Origin of the sequence: Streptomyces specialis, assembly GCF_001493375.1 — a bacterium.
In the GTDB taxonomy this organism is placed as follows: domain Bacteria; phylum Actinomycetota; class Actinomycetes; order Streptomycetales; family Streptomycetaceae; genus Streptomyces; species Streptomyces specialis.
The window spans coordinates 129,356-146,435 of sequence record NZ_LN929894.1 but is presented as its reverse complement, the minus strand read 5'-3'; the positions used below and the strand labels follow the sequence as shown (position 1 = coordinate 146,435).

Sequence of the window (17,080 nt, the reverse complement as noted above, 5' to 3'; positions counted from 1 at the left end):
ACTTGTTATCACTACATCTGATAGCTTTACACTGTTCGCCGTGAGCATTAACATCACACATGTAACGATACGGCGACAACGTGGCTCTCCTCTATCCGCTTAGTCTGCAGCGTCAGTTGTCTTGAGGAGACGGGGCGGGGGAGGTGCCGGTACCGGCGGCGCTCGCCGCCGCCGTGGCCGCCGCCTCGGCGGCGGGGGCAGCGGGCACGCTGACCGGGGATCCGGCGCTCGGCGGGGTCGTCGTCGGGGGCTGCGCGGTGCTGCTGGCGCTGAGCGCGGCCGAGCTGCTGCTGCGCCACTGCGCGCGGCGGTTCGGCGGGATCACCGGCGACGTGCTGGGCGCCGTGGCGGAGACCGCGGCCACCGTGACCCTGCTGGTCCTGGCCGTGGGCGCCACCTGACGGTGGCGGCGTAGTCTGCTGCCGGATCGGGACGGCCCCCACGACTCAGACCAGACACCGAAGACGGAACGGAACTTCTCACCGTGACTGCACTGACCCTCAGCAATCTCCCCGCGACGACGGTCCCCGCGGACGCCGTGGTGATCGGCGTCGCCAAGGGCGAGTCCGGGCCGGTCCCGGCCCCCGGCTCCGAGGCGGCGGCGGCCGTCGACGCGGCGTTCGGCGGCACCCTGGCCGCCACTCTCGCCACGCTCGGCGCCAAGGGCGCCGCGGACGAGGTCACCCGGATCCCCGCCCCCGCCGGCTGGGCCGTACCGCTGCTGGTGGCGGTCGGTCTCGGCCCCGTGCCGGAGGACGGCGACGGATACCCGGCGGAGACGCTGCGCCGGGCCGCCGGGTCCGCCGCGCGGGCCCTGGCCGGCTCCGAGGAGGCGAGCTTCGCGCTGCCGGTGTCGGGCGCCGGGGACGTGGCGGCCGTCGCCGAGGGCGCGCTGCTGGGCAGTTACGCGTTCACCGCCTTCCGGGGCCGGGCGGGCGCGAGCGCGGCGAACGCGCCGCTGGCCCGCGTCACCGTCCTGGACGCCGACGCGGGGAACGAGGAGCACGCCGCCGCCGCGGAACGGGCGCTGGTGCTGGCCGAGGAGGTGGCCCGCGCCCGGGACCTGGTCAACACCCCGCCCAACGCGCTGGCCCCCGCCGACTTCGCGGCCGTCGTGGAGGCCGCGGCCCCCGAGTACGGCGTGACCACCGAGATCCTCGACGAGACGGCCCTCACCGACGGCGGCTACGGCGGCATCCTCGGCGTCGGCCAGGGCTCGGCGTCCCCGCCCCGGCTGGTCCGCGTCGGCTGGACGCACCCCGAGGCGTCCGTGACGCTCGCCCTGATCGGCAAGGGCATCACCTACGACTCCGGCGGCCTGTCGCTGAAGCCGGTCGGCCACAACGAGACGATGAAGTGCGACATGAGCGGCGCCGCCGCCGTGTTCTCCGCCGTGCTGGCCGCCGCCCGGCTCGGCCTGAAGGTGAACGTCACCGGCTGGCTGGCCCTCGCCGAGAACATGCCGTCCGGTTCGGCCGTCCGCCCCGGCGACGTGCTGACGATGTACAGCGGCAAGACCGTCGAGGTGCTCAACACCGACGCCGAGGGCCGCCTGGTGCTGGCCGACGCGCTGGCCCGCGCCTGCGAGGAGTCGCCGGACGCGGTGGTGGACGTGGCGACGCTGACCGGCGCGATGATGGTGGCGCTCGGCAGCCGCACGTTCGGCGTGCTGGGCAACGACGACGCGTTCCGCGACCTGCTGCACGAGACCGCGGCCGAGGCCGGGGAGCCGGCGTGGCCGCTGCCGATGCCCGCCCATCTGGCCGAGGGCCTGAAGTCGTCGGTGGCGGACATCGCGAATGTGGGCGAACGCATGGGCGGCGCGCTGTCCGCCGGGCTGTTCCTCAAGGAGTTCGTCGCCGAGGGCACCCGATGGGCGCACCTGGACATCGCGGGCCCGGCGTTCAACGACGGCTCGCCGTTCGGCTACACCCCCAAGGGAGGCACCGGCTCCGCCGTGCGCACGCTGCTGCGTCTGGCCGAGCGCGCCGCGGCCGGCGAGCTGGCCGGCTGACGGTGGCGGATCCGGCCCGGCGTCCCACGGGCGCCGCGCAAGTGCGAAGATGGGTTTCCGGCAGGACAGGGCCAGGCTCGGCCGTCGAGGCGAGCCACAGCAAGCCGCGACCAGCGGTGAACACAGAGCGCCGACCGGTCAGCGTCGACCCGGCCGGCGAACCCCATCCTTGGAGGAACGTGACGTGGCGAACGACGCCAGCACCGTTTTCGACCTAGTGATTCTCGGTGGCGGCAGCGGTGGGTACGCCGCGGCCCTGCGTGCCTCGCAGCTCGGCCTTGATGTCGCGCTCATCGAGAAGAACAAGCTGGGCGGCACCTGTCTGCACAACGGTTGTATCCCCACCAAGGCCCTCCTGCACGCCGGAGAGGTCGCCGACGCCGCCCGCGAGGGCGGCGAGTTCGGGGTGAAGACCACCTTCGAGGGCATCGACATGGCCGGGGTCCACAAGTACAAGGACGGCGTCGTCGCCGGCCTGTACAAGGGGCTCCAGGGCCTGGTCGCTTCCCGCAAGATCACCTATGTGGAGGGCGAGGGCCGGCTCTCCTCCCCCACCTCCGTCGATGTGGCCGGCCGCCGCTACACCGGCCGGCACGTCCTTCTCGCCACCGGCTCGGTGCCCAGGTCACTGCCCGGCCTGACCATCGACGGGGACCGGATCATCTCCTCGGACCACGCGCTGGTCCTGGGCCGGGTGCCGAAGTCCGCGATCGTGCTGGGCGGTGGTGTCATCGGGGTGGAGTTCGCCTCCGCGTGGACGTCGTTCGGCACCGACGTCACCATCGTCGAGGGGCTCAAGCACCTCGTCCCGGCCGAGGACGAGGACACCTCGAAGCTGCTGGAGCGGGCGTTCCGCAAGCGCGGCATAAAGTTCAACCTCGGCACCTTCTTCCAGAGCGCCGAGTACACGGCGGACGGGGTGCGGGTCACCCTGGCCGACGGCAAGACCTTCGAGGCGGAGGTGCTGCTCGTCGCGATCGGCCGCAGCCCGGTCTCCCAGGGCCTGGGGTACGAGGAGGCCGGGGTCGCCATGGACCGCGGCTTCGTGCTGGTCGACGAGTACTGCCGGACGAACGTGCCGACCATCTCGGCCGTCGGCGACCTCATCCCCACCCTCCAGCTCGCGCACGTCGGCTTCGCCGAGGGCATCCTCGTCGCCGAGCGGCTGGCGGGCCTGACGCCGGTGCCGATCGACTACGACGGCGTGCCCCGCGTCACGTACTGCCACCCCGAGGTCGCCTCGGTCGGTGTCAGCGAGGCGAAGGCCAAGGAGCTGTACGGCGCGGACCAGGTGGTCACGCTGAAGTACAACCTCGCCGGGAACGGCAGGAGCAAGATCCTGAAGACGGCGGGCGAGATCAAGCTCGTGCGGATCAGGGACGGCGCCGTGGTCGGCGTCCACATGGTCGGGGACCGGATGGGCGAGCAGGTCGGAGAGGCCCAGCTCATCTACAACTGGGAAGCGCTGCCCTCCGAGGTGGCGCAGCTCATCCACGCTCATCCGACGCAGAACGAGGCGCTCGGCGAGGCCCATCTGGCGCTCGCCGGCAAACCGCTGCACTCCCACGACTGACCGGCCGCGTTATCCCAGAGCGCGACACCATCCGCCAACTTTTCGTAAGGAGCAACAGAAACCATGGCGGTTTCCGTAACCCTTCCGGCGCTCGGCGAGAGCGTGACCGAGGGCACCATCACCCGCTGGCTCAAGGCCGAGGGTGAGCACGTGGAGGCCGACGAGCCGCTGCTCGAGGTCTCCACCGACAAGGTCGACACCGAGATCCCGGCCCCGGCGGCGGGCGTCCTGTCGTCCATCAAGGTCGGCGAGGACGAGACCGTCGAGGTCGGCGCCGAACTCGCCGTCATCGACGACGGCTCGGGCGCCCCGGCGGCGGACTCCGCACCCGCCGCCGAGGCCGCTCCGGCTCAGGACCAGGCTCCGGAGCAGGCCGCCCCGGAGCAGCCGCAGGCCCAGCCCGAGCCCGAGCCGGCGCCGGAGCCCGCCGCCCAGGCCCCGGCCGGTGGCGCGGAGGGCACCGACGTGGTGCTGCCCGCGCTGGGCGAGTCGGTCACCGAGGGCACCGTCACCCGCTGGCTGAAGGAGGTCGGCGAGGAGGTCGAGGCCGACGAGCCGCTGCTGGAGGTCTCCACCGACAAGGTCGACACCGAGATCCCGGCCCCCGTGGCGGGGACGCTGCTGGAGATCACGGTCGGCGAGGACGAGACGGCCGAGGTCGGCGCGAAGCTCGGCCCGTCTCCTAAAAACACCCGAAGCCGGCGGCGGAGAGGAGAGGAGGGGGACCGGAGGGGCGCGCCACGTTTGAAAAAAACAGGTACAACGAGGTAAGGAGACGAGAGGAGCCTGAGCCGGTGCCGGCGCCCACCCCGGCACCGGCACCGGCTCAGGCCGCTCCGGCTCCCGCGCCGAGGGCCACCGCCCCGGCTCCCGCCACGGACGGCGCGTACGTGACGCCGCTGGTGCGCAAGCTGGCCGGGGAGAACGGCGTGGACCTCGCCGAGGTGAAGGGCTCCGGCGTCGGCGGCCGGATCCGCAAGCAGGACGTCATCGCCGCCGCCGAGGCGGCCCGGGCCGCCACCCCGGCGCCCGCCCCGGCGCAGGCCGCCGCGGCTCCCGCCAAGGCGCCGGCGCAGCCGTCGCCGCTGCGGGGCCAGACGGTCAAGATGAGCCGCATCCGCAAGCTCATCGGCGAGAACATGATGAAGGCGCTGCACAGCCAGGCGCAGCTCTCGACCGTCGTCGAGGTGGACGTCACGCGGATCATGCGGCTGCGGGCGCGGGCCAAGGACGGGTTCGCGGCCCGTGAGGGCGTGAAGCTCTCGCCGATGCCGTTCTTCGTGAAGGCCGCCGCCGAGGCGCTGAAGACCCACCCGGTCATCAACGCGCGGATCAACGACGACGGCACCATCACGTACCACGACACGGAGAACGTCGGCGTCGCCGTCGACTCCGAGAAGGGCCTGATGGTCCCGGTCATCAAGGGCGCGGGCGATCTGAACATCGCCGGGATCGCCAAGAAGACCGCGGAGCTGGCGCAGAAGGTTCGCAGCGGCGGGCTGGCGCCGGACGACATGACCGGCGGTACGTTCACGATCAGCAACACCGGCTCGCGCGGCGCGCTGTTCGACACCATCATCGTGAACTACCCGCAGGTCGCGGAGCTGGGCATCGGCGCCACCGTGCGCCGCCCGGTGGTCGTGGACCACCCGGAGCTGGGCGAGACCATCGCCATCCGGGACATGGTCTACCTGACCCTGTCCTACGACCACCAGATCGTGGACGGCGCGGACGCCGCCCGCTACCTGGCGGACGTGAAGGCCCGTCTCGAAGCCGGGGAGTTCGAGGGCGAGCTGGGCCTGTAGGCACGGCCGTCGTCGCGAGCAGCAACCCGAAACCGGCCGCGCGCCCCGCCCGGACCCCTTCCGGGCGGGGCGTCGGCCTGTCGCCACCACCAGACAGGAGGGTGAGGGTGCGATGAACACACCCGTCATCCACTCACTGCGCCAGCAGATCCGCGAGCACATCGTGGAGGGGATCGTCAGCGGGCGCTGGCAGCCCGGCGAGCGGATCGTGGAACGCCGCATCGCGGCGGAGCTGAAGGTCAGCCAGACGCCGGTGCGCGAGGCGCTGCGCGAGCTGGAGGCGCTGCGGCTGATCGAGTCGGTGCCCAACAAGGGTGTCCGGGTCCGGGCGCTGGCCGCCGCCGACCTGGAGGAGATCTACCCGGTGCGGGCGGGTCTGGAGCAGATCGCCGCCGAGCTGGCCGCCGACCGGCTGGCGAAGGACGTCTCCGCGCTGGAGCCGGAGGTCGCGGCGCTCCAGGAGGCCGACCGGTCGGGCGACGCGGAGGGCCAGGTCGGGCACACGGTGGCGTTCCACCGCGAGCTGGTGAAGGCGTCGGGGAACAGCGTGCTGCTCCATACCTGGGAGTCGCTGGGCATCGAGGTCTGGACGGCCCTGTCGATCCGGTGGCTGGGGACGCGCCAGCGGTCGTACGCGGAGGAGCACCAGGAGCTGATCGACGCCTTCGCGCGGCGGGACCCGCGGGTCGGTGAGCTGGTCAAGGCGCACGTGCTGAACTGTGCACCAAGTGCCTGATCTCCGGGGTTATCACCCGGTATGCCCTGGCACCCGATGCCAACTTTCTCGATTCCTCGACTTTTTGCTTCCCAAGCTTTGATCGATCATCGATCAGGGGCATACAGTCGCAGACGTAAGTGAACCGCGCCGCACAGCCCCTGTCCTGCCCTGCGGCGCGGTTCCCACCCCGAGGCCCGGGTCCCGAATGTCGCGCCAACGACGGGACCCGGCCCTCAACGGGTGTGCTCATCGTAGTAATGATGAGGGTATGCGCGCTGCCCGGCTGATCAAGATGGTGCTGCTGTTGCAGACGAGGCGGGCGATGACGGCCGCCGAGCTGGCGGCGGAGCTGGAAGTCTCCGAACGCACCGTCGCCCGCGACGCCCTCGCGCTCTCCGAGGCCGGCGTCCCCGTCTACGCGGACCGGGGCCGGACCGGCGGTTACCGGCTGATCGGCGGCTACCGGACCCGGCTCACCGGCCTGGGGCGCGGCGAGGCCGAGGCGCTGTTCCTGTCCGGGGTGCCGTCCGCGCTGCGTGACATGGGCCTGGCCGACGCGGCGTCGGCGGCCCGGCTGAAGGTGTCGGCTGCGCTGCTGCCGGAGTTGCGGGACGCGCCCGCGAGCGCGGCCCAGCGCTTCCACCTGGACGCGCCGGGGTGGTGGCAGCCGCCGGAGGCCCCGGACCTGCTGCCCTCGGTCGCCGAGGCGGTCTGGGACGATCTGCGGCTGCGCGTGAGGTACCGGCGCGGGGACGGCACGACGGTGGAACGGGACCTGGAGCCGTACGGCCTCGTCCTGAAGGCCGGCGTCTGGTACCTGGCGGCCCGGGCGGCGGACGACCACCGGGTCTACCGGGTCGCGCGGTTCGAGACGGCGGAGACGGACGGGACCCGGTTCGAGCGCGACGAGACGTTCGACCTCCCGGCGTTCTGGACGTCCCGCGCGGCGGAGTTCGCCCGCTCGATCCTGCGCGCGGAGGTCCGGGTCCGCCTCACCCCGGAGGGCGCCCGCCTCCTGCGCCACCTGACGGACCGCGCGGCGGCGGAGGAGGCCCTGGCGGCGGCGGAGGCGCCGGACGACACGGGCCGGGTGACGGTGCGGCTGGCGGTGGAGTCGCTGGACGTGGCGTACTCCCAGCTCCTGGCCCTGGGGCCGGAGGCCGAGGTGCTGTCGCCGCCCGCGCTGCGCGCCCGCCTGTCCGCGGCGGCGGCCCGGATGGCGGACCAGTACCGCTGACCGCCCGCCCGCCTCCGGGACCGGCGGGGCGGGCGGGACACGACGGGCGGGAAGCTCAGCGGTAGTCCGCCGGGTCGGGTTTGGGGCCCTCCTTCGCGGCGTCCGCCAGATAGCGCCAGGCGTCCGGCTGGGAGCCGTCGGTGTCGGTGAAGCCGTACTCCCTCGCCAGCCCGCCGCTGGACAGGGACCGGCCGTTCCAGCGGGCGACCTCCGGGTCGGCGGCCAGGCAGGCCGCCGCGCGGCCGACGTAGGCCGGGGACTCGGAGATCGCGAAGCCCGGGTCCTGGGCGATCCCGTCGCGCCAGTTCTCCTCCGTCACCTTGAAGTACGTGTCGAGCATCGCCTCCGACCGCAGCCAGCCCGGGGTGAGCGCGACCGCCGTGCAGCCCAGCTCCCTCAGCTCCTCGCCCAGCGCGTACGCCATCCGGATCGGGGCGGTCTTCGTGAGGTCGTAGTAGAAGTGCTCGCGGTACGTCCGGCTCGCCTCCGCCGTGCCGTCCGTCACCTCGATCACCAGGCCGCCCGGCCGGCGCGTCAGCAGCGGCAGCGCGAAGTGGCTGGTCACGATGTGCGTCTCGACGCCGAGCCGCAGCATCCTCAGCCCCCGGTCCAGGTCGTACTCCCACATCTTGCCGCTGAACGGGAAGTCCAGCAGGTGGTCCCCGCCCCACACGTCATTGATCAGGACGTCCAGCCGCCCGTGGTCGCGGTCGATCCGTTCCGTCAGGGCCCGGACCTGGTCCGGCTGAAGGTGGTCGGTCGGGACGGCGATGCCCTCGCCGCCCGCGGCCGTGACCAGTTCCGCCGTCTCCTCGATCGTCTCGGTGGCGCGGCCCACCTCGCTCACCGAGGTCCGCGTCGTGCGGCCGGTCACGTACACCGTCGCGCCCGCCTCGCCCAGCGCCACCGCCATGGCCCGTCCCGCGCCCCGCGTCGCGCCCGCGACCAGGGCGATCCTGCCGTTCAGCTCGCTTCCTGTGCTCATGGCCCCGACCCTGCCAGGCATACCCGACAACCCCTGTCCGGCTTTTCCGGCGCGTCCCGGCGTGCGGGCGGGCCGCCCAGCGCGGATGCTGGTGCCGTGATGGACGAGACGGAGTTCTGGGAGATCGTCGACCGCGCCCGGGAGGCGGCCGGCGGCGATCCCGACGCGCAGGCCGACCTCATCGTCGAACGCCTCACCGCCCTCGATCCGGTGCGGGTCACCGACTTCGCCCGGCACTTCGAGGCCCGCTTCCACCGCGCCGACCGGTGGGACGTCCGGGCCGCCGCCCGGGTGCTGCTGGGCGGCGCCGGGGACATCACGTTCGAGAACTTCCGGTGCTGGCTGATCGGCCAGGGCCGGCACGTCTTCGAAGGCACCCTGCACGAGCCGGACGCGCTCGCCGGCCTGCTGCCCCCCGGCTTCGACGCGCGGACCGACGGCGAGGCCGAGGAGATCGGCTACACGGCGTACGACGCGTACGAGCAGCTCACCGGCACCGAGCTGCCCTCCCCCGGCCTGCCCGAGCCGCCGGACGCGCCGGCGGGCGACCCCCTCGACCTCGACGACCCGGACGCCCTCGCGGCGGCCTGCCCGCGCCTGTGGGCGCGGTTCCGGGTGCCGGGGACCCCGGCGGACCGGGCGGTGTCCTGACCCACGAGGATGGTTCCATGGAGCCGACCCCGCATGACCCGCCCCGCCCGCAACGCCCGCGCCGCCCGCAACGTGTCGCCGTCACCGGTACCGGCGGCCTGATCGGCGGCGCCCTGGTCGCCGCGCTCCGCGCCGAGGGCCGCGAAGTGGTGCGGCTCGTGCGCCGGCCGCCGGCCGCCCCGGACGAGGCGCGCTGGGACCCGGCCGGCAAGGACCCCGAACTGACGGCGGCGGCGATCCGGGGCTGCGACGCCGTCGGGCACATGGCGGGCGCGGGCGGCGCGGAGCACCGCTGGACCGAGCGGTACAAGCGGGAGCTGCGCGACAGCCGCGTGCTGGGCACCGCGGCCCTCGCCACCGCCATCGCCGCGCAGACCTCGCCGCCGCGCGTGTTCCTCTCGGGCAGCGCGATCGGCTTCTACGGCGACACCGGCGACCGGGCCGTGGACGAGGACGCGCCGCCCGGCGAGGGCTTCCTCGCGGAGCTGGCCCGGGAGTGGGAGGCGGCGGCGGAGCCGGCCGTGCGGGCCGGGGTGCGCACGGCGTTCATCCGCACCGGCCTGGTCGTGGCCCGGTCCGGCGGGGCCTGGGCCCGGCTGTTCCCCGTCTTCCGTGCCGGGATCGGCGGCCGGCTCGGCAACGGCCGGCAGTACTGGAGCGCGATCTCGCTGCACGACCACCTCGCCGCGCTCCGCTTCCTGCTGGACGACCCCAGCGCCCTGTCCGGCCCGGTCAACTTCACCGGCCCGCGACCGGCGACCAACCGCGAGGTGACCCGGGTGATGGGCCGCGCGCTGCGCCGGCCGGCGTTCTTCGCCGTCCCGGCGCCGGTGCTGCGGCTGGTGCTCGGCGAGTTCGCGCAGGACGTGCTGAGCAGCCAGCGGGTGCTGCCCGCCCGGCTGCTGACCGCGGGTTTCACCTTCGCCCACCCCACCGTGGAGGACGCCGTGCGGGCGGCGCTCGCCGACGGCGCCTGACGGCCGCGACCGGCGCGCCGACGTGCGACCTGCGCGCGCACCCGTGCCCGGGTCCGTGCGCTCTGCCGTGTCCCGGCCCGCGTGAGAAGGTCGGCCGGGTCGGGAATTGTCCCTTTCGCAGCGGGCATCAGCACTCAAGGCCAACCTGTAGCCAACGATCCCGCCCTCCGCTCCGACGCACCGACCACCTCACCAGGAGGCCACGTGCTCAGCAGCCGGACGCACCGCGCGTCCTCCGATCCGGAATCCGACATCGTCGTCATCGGGGGCGGGCCGGCGGGGCTCGCCGCCGCCCTCCACCTGAGCAGCGCCGGCCTCACCGTCACCGTCCTGGAGGCCGAGGAACGGATCGGCGGCCGGATGGCCACCGACCACCGCGACGGTTTCCGCCTCGACCGCGCCGCCCAGCTCCCGCTGCCCGACTCCCCGGACCTGCGGCGGCTGCCGCGCCCGCTGCCCGTGCGGCGTCTCACGGGCGGCGTCCTGCTGCGCGGCGCCGGGCACACGCAGCGGATCGGCGAGGTGGCCGGGCATCCCCGGCGCCCCGGACGTTCCGCAGCCGGGGACGGTCAGGCCGCCGACCACGGGTGGCTGCGGGCCGGCCTGACCGGTCCCGGCCGATGTCCCGACGCGCGCCCGGGCTCCCGGCCCGAGCCGACGGCCGCCGAGGCGCTCGCCGCCCGCGCGATCCCCCGCCGCATAGCCGAGGGGGCCCTGCGCCCCCTCCTCACCGCGCTGCTCCACGACGCCGAGCTGGCCACGTCGAGCCACGTCGGGGACCTCGCGCTGCGCGCGTTCGCCCGGTGCGGGCTGTCCCTGCCCGCCGGGGGTGCCGCCGTGCTGCCCGAGCTGCTCGCGGCCGGTCTGCCACCGGGCTCGGTCCGTACCGGCGTGCGGGCGGAGTCCGTGGCGACGACGGCCGTACGGACACGGGACCACGGCACGTTCCGCTGCCGCGCCGTGGTCGTGGCCACCGGCGCCGAGGCCGCCGCGCACCTGCTGCCGGGGCTGCGGGTGCCCGGCTTCCGCCCGGTCACCGTGCTGCACCACGCCGCCGAGGGCACGCTGCCGCCCGGCGCCACGCTGATCGTGGACGCGGCCGGGCGCGGGCCCGTCTCGCACACCCTGGCGGTGTCGGCGGCCGACCCCTCACGGGCCCCCGCCGGGCGGACGCTGGTGACGTCGGTGGTGCTCGGCGCGCGGGCCGGCGAGCCGGCCGAGCTGCTGGACAAGGCGGCCAGGCCGCAGCTGAGCGAGATGTACGACACGGCGGCCGACGACTGGGAGCTGCTGGCCGCGCACCACGATCCCCACGCGGTGCCGGCCGTGCCGCCGCCGTACGCGGGGGTCCGTCCGGTGCGGCTGCTGGACGGGCTCTACATCTGCGGCGACCACCGGGACACGCCGGGGCCGGCGGGCGACCTGGCCTCGGCCCGGCGGGCCGCGGCGGCGCTGCTGGCCGACGCGCGGATCCGTCCGGCCGCCCCGGCGGCCCGGTAACGGGCGGGGTCGTCGTCACGCGAGGGCGGCGACCTTCTCCCGGTACGCGCGCACGGCCGCCGCGTCGCGGAACGGCTCCAGGCGCCGTTCGAAGTCCTGGAGATACTCGTGGGCGCGGACCGAGCGCATCTCGGTGGCCTGCTGCGCGGCCTCCGCGGCGAGCGCGCACGCCTGGTCGACGTCGCCGAGACCGAGCCTCGCGCAGGCCAGGACCACCCGGCAGAACAGCCTGCTGCGGGCGTGCGCCGGGCTGCGGAGCTGGAGCGAGCGCTCCGCGTGCCGGGCCGCCGCGCGGTACTGCTGGAGGTCGCGGTGGCAGTGCCCGAACTCGTCGGCGAGCTGCGCCTCGTCGAAGAACCTGGCCCACGGCGGCGCGTCCTCGCCCGGCCGCGCGGACTCCAGGGCGCGCTCGGCCCTGGCGAGAGCGGCGGTACAGGAACGGACCTCCCCGAGCAGACCGTGGCCGCGTGCCTCGACGGCGTGCAGCAGGGCCTGGACGACGGGCGCGACCGAGCTGGCCATGCCCTGCTGGGCGACGCGGGCGAGCTGCACGGCTTCCCGGCCGTGCCCCAGGTAGACCGCCTGCCGGCTCATGGAGACCAGCACATAGCTGCCGTAGCCGCGGTCGCCGGCCGCCTGGGCCAGCCGCAGCGCCTGCACGAAATAGCGCTGGGCCAGGCCGTGCGCGGCGATGTCGTACGCCGTCCACCCGGCGAGCCGGGTGAGGTCGGCGGCTGCGGCGAACAGCCGGCGGCCGGTCTGCTCGCCGTAGCTGCCGCGCAGCATCGGCTCCAGCTCGTGCTCCAGGTAGCGCACCAGCGCCTGGCGGGCATGGCCGCCGCCGTACGCCTGGTCGAGGGTGCGGAAGAGGTCGGCGACCGAGCGGAGCGCCGCGATGTCGCTGGAGGTGACGCGCTGTCCCGGTCCGCGTTCGACGCGGTCGAGCTGGCCCGCCCTGGCGGGCAGCGGGCCGGGGCGGGGCTGTCTCTTTATAAACATCTCCGAGCCCACGAGACCGCCAGAAATCTCGTAAGCCGTCTTTTTCTTGCAGGACATATACTGAGTGAATTTATAGCTGTTACACTTGCTTCTGGTGTTTTGACGGTCTCTAATGATGAGTCGCGTCTTATCCTTTTCGTAGTCGGCTCCGGTCGTGGATCAGTGGCCGGGGGGCGCGTGGGCCGCGACATGGGCCGGAGCGGGGTGCGCGGTGGTGTGCGGAACGGGGTGGCCCGGGGCCGGAGGCCCGGGCGGCCCGTCGCCGCCCTCGGCGGGGTCGCCGCGCGCGACGCGCTCGTCGGGCCGCCCGATGAGCCAGTCCCGGCTGGGGACGACGAGTCCGGCCGGGGTGAACGCGATCTTCCGCAGCTCCGCGTAGCTCCCGGAGTCCTTGCGCCACAGCCCGGCCACGATGTCCACCGCCTCCGCCGGGCTGGCGGCGAACTCCAGGCCCGCGTACACCGGGGCGCACGCCTCCAGGCCGAGGTCCTGCGCGGAGAGCCGGCGGCCGAGGCGCCGGGTGAACACTTCGGCGATGAGGGCCGGGGTGGTGCCGCGCGGGCGCTGACCGCGCAGCCAGCGGGTGACCGACGTCTTGTCGTACCGGAGGTCGAGGCCGTGTTCGAGGCCGAGCTGATCGACGCGCCTGGCCAGCCCGGCGTGGGAGAAACCCGCTTCGGCGATGAGGGCGGCGAGCTGGCGGTTCGGGGTGCGCGGAGGGGGGGACTGCGTGGCGGAGGCCGGGCCTCCGGGTCGTTCCGTGGACATCGGCGATGCGGTCTCCTGCCTTACGGCTGTGCGGCTGGAACGGCGCGAATGTAACGGTCCTGCCCGGTTTCGTCGGCCCCTGGACGAAGGATTCATCCATATGTGTGAGGTCGGGGGCACCGGAGGATTGGCGGACCGCGGGCTTAGAGTGGGGGCGACACTCGGTACAGAGCGTTTGTGCGAAAAGAAGGAGCAGTCGCGTGAGCGAGCTGCGGTTTGTGCATCTGGGGTTCGGCGCTGAGGCCGTGGAGTACCACGAGGCGTGGCAGGAGCAGCGGCGGGTCCACACGGCCCGGTTCGCGGACGAGATCCCGGACACGTGTCTGCTGCTGGAGCACCAGCCGGTCTACACGGCCGGTCGCCGGACGGAGGACAGCGAGCGTCCCTTGGACGGCACCCCGGTCATCGATGTGGACCGGGGCGGGAAGATCACCTGGCACGGTCCGGGGCAGCTCGTCGGGTATCCCATCGTGAAACTCCCCCGTCCGGTGGATGTGGTGGCGCACGTGCGCCGGCTGGAGGACGCGATCATCCGCGTCTGTGCCGAGCTGGGGCTCGCGACGACGCGGGTCGAGGGGCGCAGCGGCGTGTGGGTGCTGGGGGAGAGCGCCGACGGCGGTGACCGGGGCACCTTCGGCGGTCTGGCGCTCGACTTCGATCCCCGGCTGCACGACGAGGAGTTCGACCCCCGGATGAGCGGCCCGGAGTACGCCCCGTCGAACGCCGGGCAGCGCGGCGAGGACCGCAAGCTGTGCGCGATCGGCATCCGGGTGGCCAAGGGCGTCACGATGCACGGCTTCTCGCTCAACTGCGATCCGGACAACACGTGGTTCGACCGCATCGTGCCCTGCGGGATCCGGGACGCGGGCGTCACGTCGCTCTCCCAGGAGCTGGGCCGGAGGGTGACGGTCGCGGAGGTGCTGCCGGCGGTGGAGAGGCACCTGGGCGAGGTGCTGGGCGCGTCGGTGCCGCTGCCGCGCGCGGTATGAGACCCGGGTGTGAGGGGCCGGGCGTGAGGGGCCGGGCGTGAGGCCGAGGCCCGTCCCGGGCTCGCAAACAGAGGCGTACGCTGGGGTTCGCCGAGGATTCGCAAGTGGTAGGTAGGGAGCCGGACGTGTCCGCTGTCGCGCCAGACGGCCGCAAGATGCTTCGTCTTGAGGTCCGGAACAGCCAGACCCCGATCGAGCGCAAGCCCGAGTGGATCAAGACGCGGGCGAAGATGGGCCCGGAGTACCAGGCGTTGCAGGGCCTGGTGAAGCGGGAGGGTCTGCACACCGTCTGCCAGGAGGCCGGCTGTCCCAACATCTTCGAGTGCTGGGAGGACCGGGAGGCCACGTTCCTCATCGGCGGCGAGCAGTGCACCCGGCGCTGCGACTTCTGCCAGATCGACACGGGCAGGCCCGCCGCGTTCGACCGCGACGAGCCGCGCCGGGTGGCGGAGTCGGTGCGGCAGATGGAGCTGCGGTACGCGACGATCACGGGCGTGGCGCGCGACGACCTCGCGGACGGTGGCGCGTGGCTGTACGCGGAGACCGTCCGCCGGATCCACGACCTGATGCCGGGCACCGGGGTGGAGCTGCTGATCCCCGACTTCAACGCGGTGCCGGAGCAGCTCGCGGAGGTCTTCTCGTCCCGGCCGGAGGTGCTGGCGCACAACGTGGAGACGGTGCCCCGGATCTTCAAGCGGATCCGCCCGGCGTTCCGGTACGAGCGGTCGCTGCGGGTGCTGACGCTGGCCCGTGAGGAGGGCCTGGTCACCAAGTCGAACCTGATCCTGGGCCTGGGCGAGACCCGCGAGGAGGTCAGCGAGGCGCTGCGCGACCTGCACGGCGCGGGGTGCGAGCTGATCACGATCACCCAGTACCTGCGGCCGACGCCCCGGCACCACCCGGTGGAGCGGTGGGTGAAGCCGGAGGAGTTCGTGGAGCTGCGCGAGGAGGCCGAGGAAATCGGCTTCGCGGGCGTGCTGTCGGGGCCGCTGGTCCGTTCGTCGTACCGGGCGGGCCGGCTGTACCAGCAGGCCGTCGAGCGGCGGGCGGCCGGGGAGCCGGGAACTTCCACCGGTTTTGACCGTCAGGTCATCGGCCGGTAATACCGTTCGACAACGATAAGGGCACGTCGTCCGATCGCGGTCGACCCGCCTGGGGAGGGGGCTGGCCATGCAGTTCGTCAGTCCGGCACGTCCGACCGTGACCGGCACGCTGCGGGCTCTGGAAGAGGCGTTGCTGCGGCGGGGTCACCGTACGGCCGTGCGGAACGCGTGGGCCGCGGTCCAGGAGGACCGCGCCCGCGCGGAGAGCCGCGCCGAGGCCGAACGGGCGCTGCTGGCGGTGGGCCCGGGGGCTCCGGCCGGTGCGAGGCGGGGCTCCACCGCCCCGTAGACTTGCCGCATGGCGAGGAAGGAAAAAAAGGAACAGGATTCCGAGAACCCGGGGCGGCTCAAGCAGATCGCCCTGACCTACAAGATGACCCGGCGGGGCGACCGCTGGATCGGGTGGGTCCTCTCGGCAGTCGGCCTGGGCACGTTCGGTGTGGTCCTCGCCATCGGTTTCGCGATCGGGCACCCGGTCTATCTGGGCATCCTTGGGGTGCTGGTCGCCCTGCTGACGACGGCGATCGTCTTCGGCCGCCGTGCCGAGCGCGCGGCGTTCAGCCAGATGGAGGGCCAGCCGGGCGCCGCCGCGGCGGTCCTGGAGAACATGCGCCGGGGCGTGGCGTTCACCCCGGCGGTGGCGATCAACCGCAACCAGGACGTGGTGCACCGCGCGGTCGGCAAGTACGGCGTGGTGCTGATCGGTGAGGGCAACCCGAACCGGCTGCGGACCCTGATGGCCGCCGAGAAGCGGCGGATGAACCGGGTGGTGTCGGACGTCCCGGTCCACGACATGATCATCGGGAACGGCGAGGGTCAGGTGGAGCTCAAGAAGCTCCGCTCGAAGATCCTGAAGCTCCCCCGGGTCCTGCCGGGCGCGCGGGTGACCGAGGTCAACGACCGGCTCCGGGCGATGGGCGACCTGATGAACAACCTGCCGCTCCCGAAGGGCCCGATGCCGAAGGGACTGCGGATGCCGAAGGCCCAGCGCCGGGGCCGCTGACCACGGCTCCCCCGCCGCCGCGCTTGGAAGCACCAGAACGCCGCACCGCCCGCCCGTCCCCGCCCGGGGAGGGCGGGCGGCGGCGTTCGCAGGGCGGCGCGTCAGGCGCGGACCTGCACCGCGCCGCTGAAGCGGTCGTGCAGACCGCGGCTGTCGCGGTCCCAGATCAGGGGCGGCAGCAGCAGGGCGATCAGGAGCGTCCGCAGCACCGCGCGGGGGAAGCTGAGGCGACGGCCGCTGAGGTGCACCACGCGGATGCCGAAGATCCGCTTGCCCGGGGTCATCCCCACGGTGCCGACCGTGAGGGCCACCATGACGGTGAAGACCAGCAGGGTCCAGTTCGGGACGTCGGCCGCCCGGCCTTGAGCGAGCAGACCGTATGCGATCAGCGAGCACATGCCCCAGTCGAGGAAGATCGCGGCGACACGTCGGCCGAACGGCGCGATCGAGCCGGGTCCTTCCTCCGGCAGACCGAGGCGTTCGCCCCGATAGCCGAAGTCCACCCCCATTTCTTCGGCCGCCGCGCGGGGACCCGAGAGCCACGAACCGATTGCCTGCCGCATGTCCACGCTCCCACGGTATCGCGGTCACCCGCCCGGCCCCTCACCGGTATCAGATGAGAAGTCCGGTTAACATCAGCGAAACAAGTGGGTCACGCTTGAGAAATGGCACCTCTTTAGGGTCGGCCCCGGCAGGCCCACGCACTGGTGGGCCGTTCCCGAGCTGCGCTTCCCGCCCCCGCACGGGTCGGGACTAGG

14 protein-coding genes and 2 pseudogenes are annotated in these 17,080 nt (G+C 73.4%); 13 read left to right on the top strand and 3 right to left on the bottom strand.

The features are described 5' to 3' along the window. Positions 1 to 143 precede the first annotated feature (143 nt). The 6 genes and pseudogenes from BN2279_RS12730 to BN2279_RS12705 all read left to right on the top strand — a co-directional run bounded on the left by BN2279_RS12730 (position 144) and on the right by BN2279_RS12705 (position 7,347). The gene (locus tag BN2279_RS12730) at positions 144 to 401 is read left to right on the top strand and encodes an adenosylcobinamide-GDP ribazoletransferase (RefSeq protein ID WP_059008988.1); all 258 of its coding nucleotides are present in this window, start codon (positions 144 to 146) and stop codon (positions 399 to 401) included. An 83-nt stretch (positions 402 to 484) separates the two neighbouring features. Next, positions 485 to 2,014, top strand: a complete 1,530-nt coding sequence (locus BN2279_RS12725) for a leucyl aminopeptidase (RefSeq protein WP_059008987.1) — start codon at positions 485 to 487, stop codon at positions 2,012 to 2,014. Between the two features lie 184 nt (positions 2,015 to 2,198). Continuing rightward, the gene (lpdA, locus tag BN2279_RS12720; protein WP_059008986.1) at positions 2,199 to 3,587 is read left to right on the top strand and encodes a dihydrolipoyl dehydrogenase; all 1,389 of its coding nucleotides are present in this window, start codon (positions 2,199 to 2,201) and stop codon (positions 3,585 to 3,587) included. A 63-nt stretch (positions 3,588 to 3,650) separates the two neighbouring features. After that, positions 3,651 to 5,392 (top strand): annotated as a pseudogene (gene sucB / locus BN2279_RS28565) (2-oxoglutarate dehydrogenase, E2 component, dihydrolipoamide succinyltransferase). Between the two features lie 112 nt (positions 5,393 to 5,504). Beyond that, positions 5,505 to 6,128: a GntR family transcriptional regulator gene (locus tag BN2279_RS12710; protein ID WP_059008983.1), complete on the top strand. Its 624-nt coding sequence runs from the start codon at positions 5,505 to 5,507 to the stop codon at positions 6,126 to 6,128. 250 nt (positions 6,129 to 6,378) lie between these two features. Beyond that, positions 6,379 to 7,347, top strand: a complete 969-nt coding sequence (locus BN2279_RS12705) for a helix-turn-helix transcriptional regulator (RefSeq protein WP_059008981.1) — start codon at positions 6,379 to 6,381, stop codon at positions 7,345 to 7,347. 55 nt (positions 7,348 to 7,402) lie between these two features. On the opposite strand, the gene BN2279_RS12700 is transcribed toward BN2279_RS12705, so the two are convergent. Beyond that, entirely contained in the window at positions 7,403 to 8,332 is a 930-nt protein-coding gene (locus BN2279_RS12700; protein WP_059008979.1) for an SDR family oxidoreductase, read from the bottom strand. Between the two features lie 99 nt (positions 8,333 to 8,431). Between BN2279_RS12700 and BN2279_RS12695 the strand changes: the two genes are divergently transcribed. From BN2279_RS12695 to BN2279_RS12685, 3 genes are all read left to right on the top strand, one after another. Further along, positions 8,432 to 8,983: a DUF4240 domain-containing protein gene (locus BN2279_RS12695; protein WP_104531019.1), complete on the top strand. Its 552-nt coding sequence runs from the start codon at positions 8,432 to 8,434 to the stop codon at positions 8,981 to 8,983. 17 nt (positions 8,984 to 9,000) lie between these two features. Then, on the top strand, positions 9,001 to 9,960 hold the full coding sequence (locus tag BN2279_RS12690; protein WP_059009630.1) for a TIGR01777 family oxidoreductase: 960 nt from the start codon (positions 9,001 to 9,003) through the stop codon (positions 9,958 to 9,960). 204 nt (positions 9,961 to 10,164) lie between these two features. After that, positions 10,165 to 11,460, top strand: a complete 1,296-nt coding sequence (locus BN2279_RS12685; RefSeq protein WP_059008975.1) for an FAD-dependent oxidoreductase — start codon at positions 10,165 to 10,167, stop codon at positions 11,458 to 11,460. Positions 11,461 to 11,475: 15 nt separating this feature from the next. Here the strand turns inward: BN2279_RS12685 and BN2279_RS30590 are convergent. Continuing rightward, a pseudogene (locus BN2279_RS30590) lies at positions 11,476 to 13,227 on the bottom strand (regulator). Positions 13,228 to 13,427: 200 nt separating this feature from the next. Between BN2279_RS30590 and lipB the strand changes: the two are divergent. The 4 genes from lipB (at position 13,428) to BN2279_RS12660 (ending at position 16,322) form a co-directional block, all read left to right on the top strand. Beyond that, entirely contained in the window at positions 13,428 to 14,216 is a 789-nt protein-coding gene (lipB, locus tag BN2279_RS12675; RefSeq protein WP_059008973.1) for a lipoyl(octanoyl) transferase LipB, read from the top strand. A 125-nt stretch (positions 14,217 to 14,341) separates the two neighbouring features. Next, positions 14,342 to 15,319 (top strand): lipoyl synthase, encoded by a 978-nt coding sequence (gene lipA, locus BN2279_RS12670; protein ID WP_059008971.1) that lies wholly within the window; start codon positions 14,342 to 14,344, stop codon positions 15,317 to 15,319. 67 nt (positions 15,320 to 15,386) lie between these two features. Continuing rightward, on the top strand, positions 15,387 to 15,608 hold the full coding sequence (locus BN2279_RS12665) for a hypothetical protein (protein ID WP_059008970.1): 222 nt from the start codon (positions 15,387 to 15,389) through the stop codon (positions 15,606 to 15,608). A 9-nt stretch (positions 15,609 to 15,617) separates the two neighbouring features. Next, on the top strand, positions 15,618 to 16,322 hold the full coding sequence (locus BN2279_RS12660) for a DUF4191 domain-containing protein (RefSeq protein ID WP_059008967.1): 705 nt from the start codon (positions 15,618 to 15,620) through the stop codon (positions 16,320 to 16,322). Between the two features lie 101 nt (positions 16,323 to 16,423). On the opposite strand, the gene BN2279_RS12655 is transcribed toward BN2279_RS12660, so the two are convergent. Then, positions 16,424 to 16,891, bottom strand: coding sequence for an RDD family protein (locus BN2279_RS12655; protein ID WP_079032115.1), 468 nt, complete (start codon positions 16,889 to 16,891; stop codon positions 16,424 to 16,426). Positions 16,892 to 17,080: the final 189 nt, after the last annotated feature.

What these genes read in the sequence shown, in the direction of transcription:
- BN2279_RS12660 (WP_059008967.1), top strand. Translation starts at nt 15,618, where the DNA reads ATGGCGAGGAAGGAAAAAAAGGAACAGGATTCCGAGAACCCGGGGCGG.
- BN2279_RS12700 (WP_059008979.1), bottom strand. Translation starts at nt 8,332, where the DNA reads ATGAGCACAGGAAGCGAGCTGAACGGCAGGATCGCCCTGGTCGCGGGC.
- BN2279_RS12705 (WP_059008981.1), top strand. Translation starts at nt 6,379, where the DNA reads ATGCGCGCTGCCCGGCTGATCAAGATGGTGCTGCTGTTGCAGACGAGG.
- BN2279_RS12695 (WP_104531019.1), top strand. Translation starts at nt 8,432, where the DNA reads ATGGACGAGACGGAGTTCTGGGAGATCGTCGACCGCGCCCGGGAGGCG.
- BN2279_RS12710 (WP_059008983.1), top strand. Translation starts at nt 5,505, where the DNA reads ATGAACACACCCGTCATCCACTCACTGCGCCAGCAGATCCGCGAGCAC.
- BN2279_RS12665 (WP_059008970.1), top strand. Translation starts at nt 15,387, where the DNA reads ATGCAGTTCGTCAGTCCGGCACGTCCGACCGTGACCGGCACGCTGCGG.
- BN2279_RS12690 (WP_059009630.1), top strand. Translation starts at nt 9,001, where the DNA reads ATGGAGCCGACCCCGCATGACCCGCCCCGCCCGCAACGCCCGCGCCGC.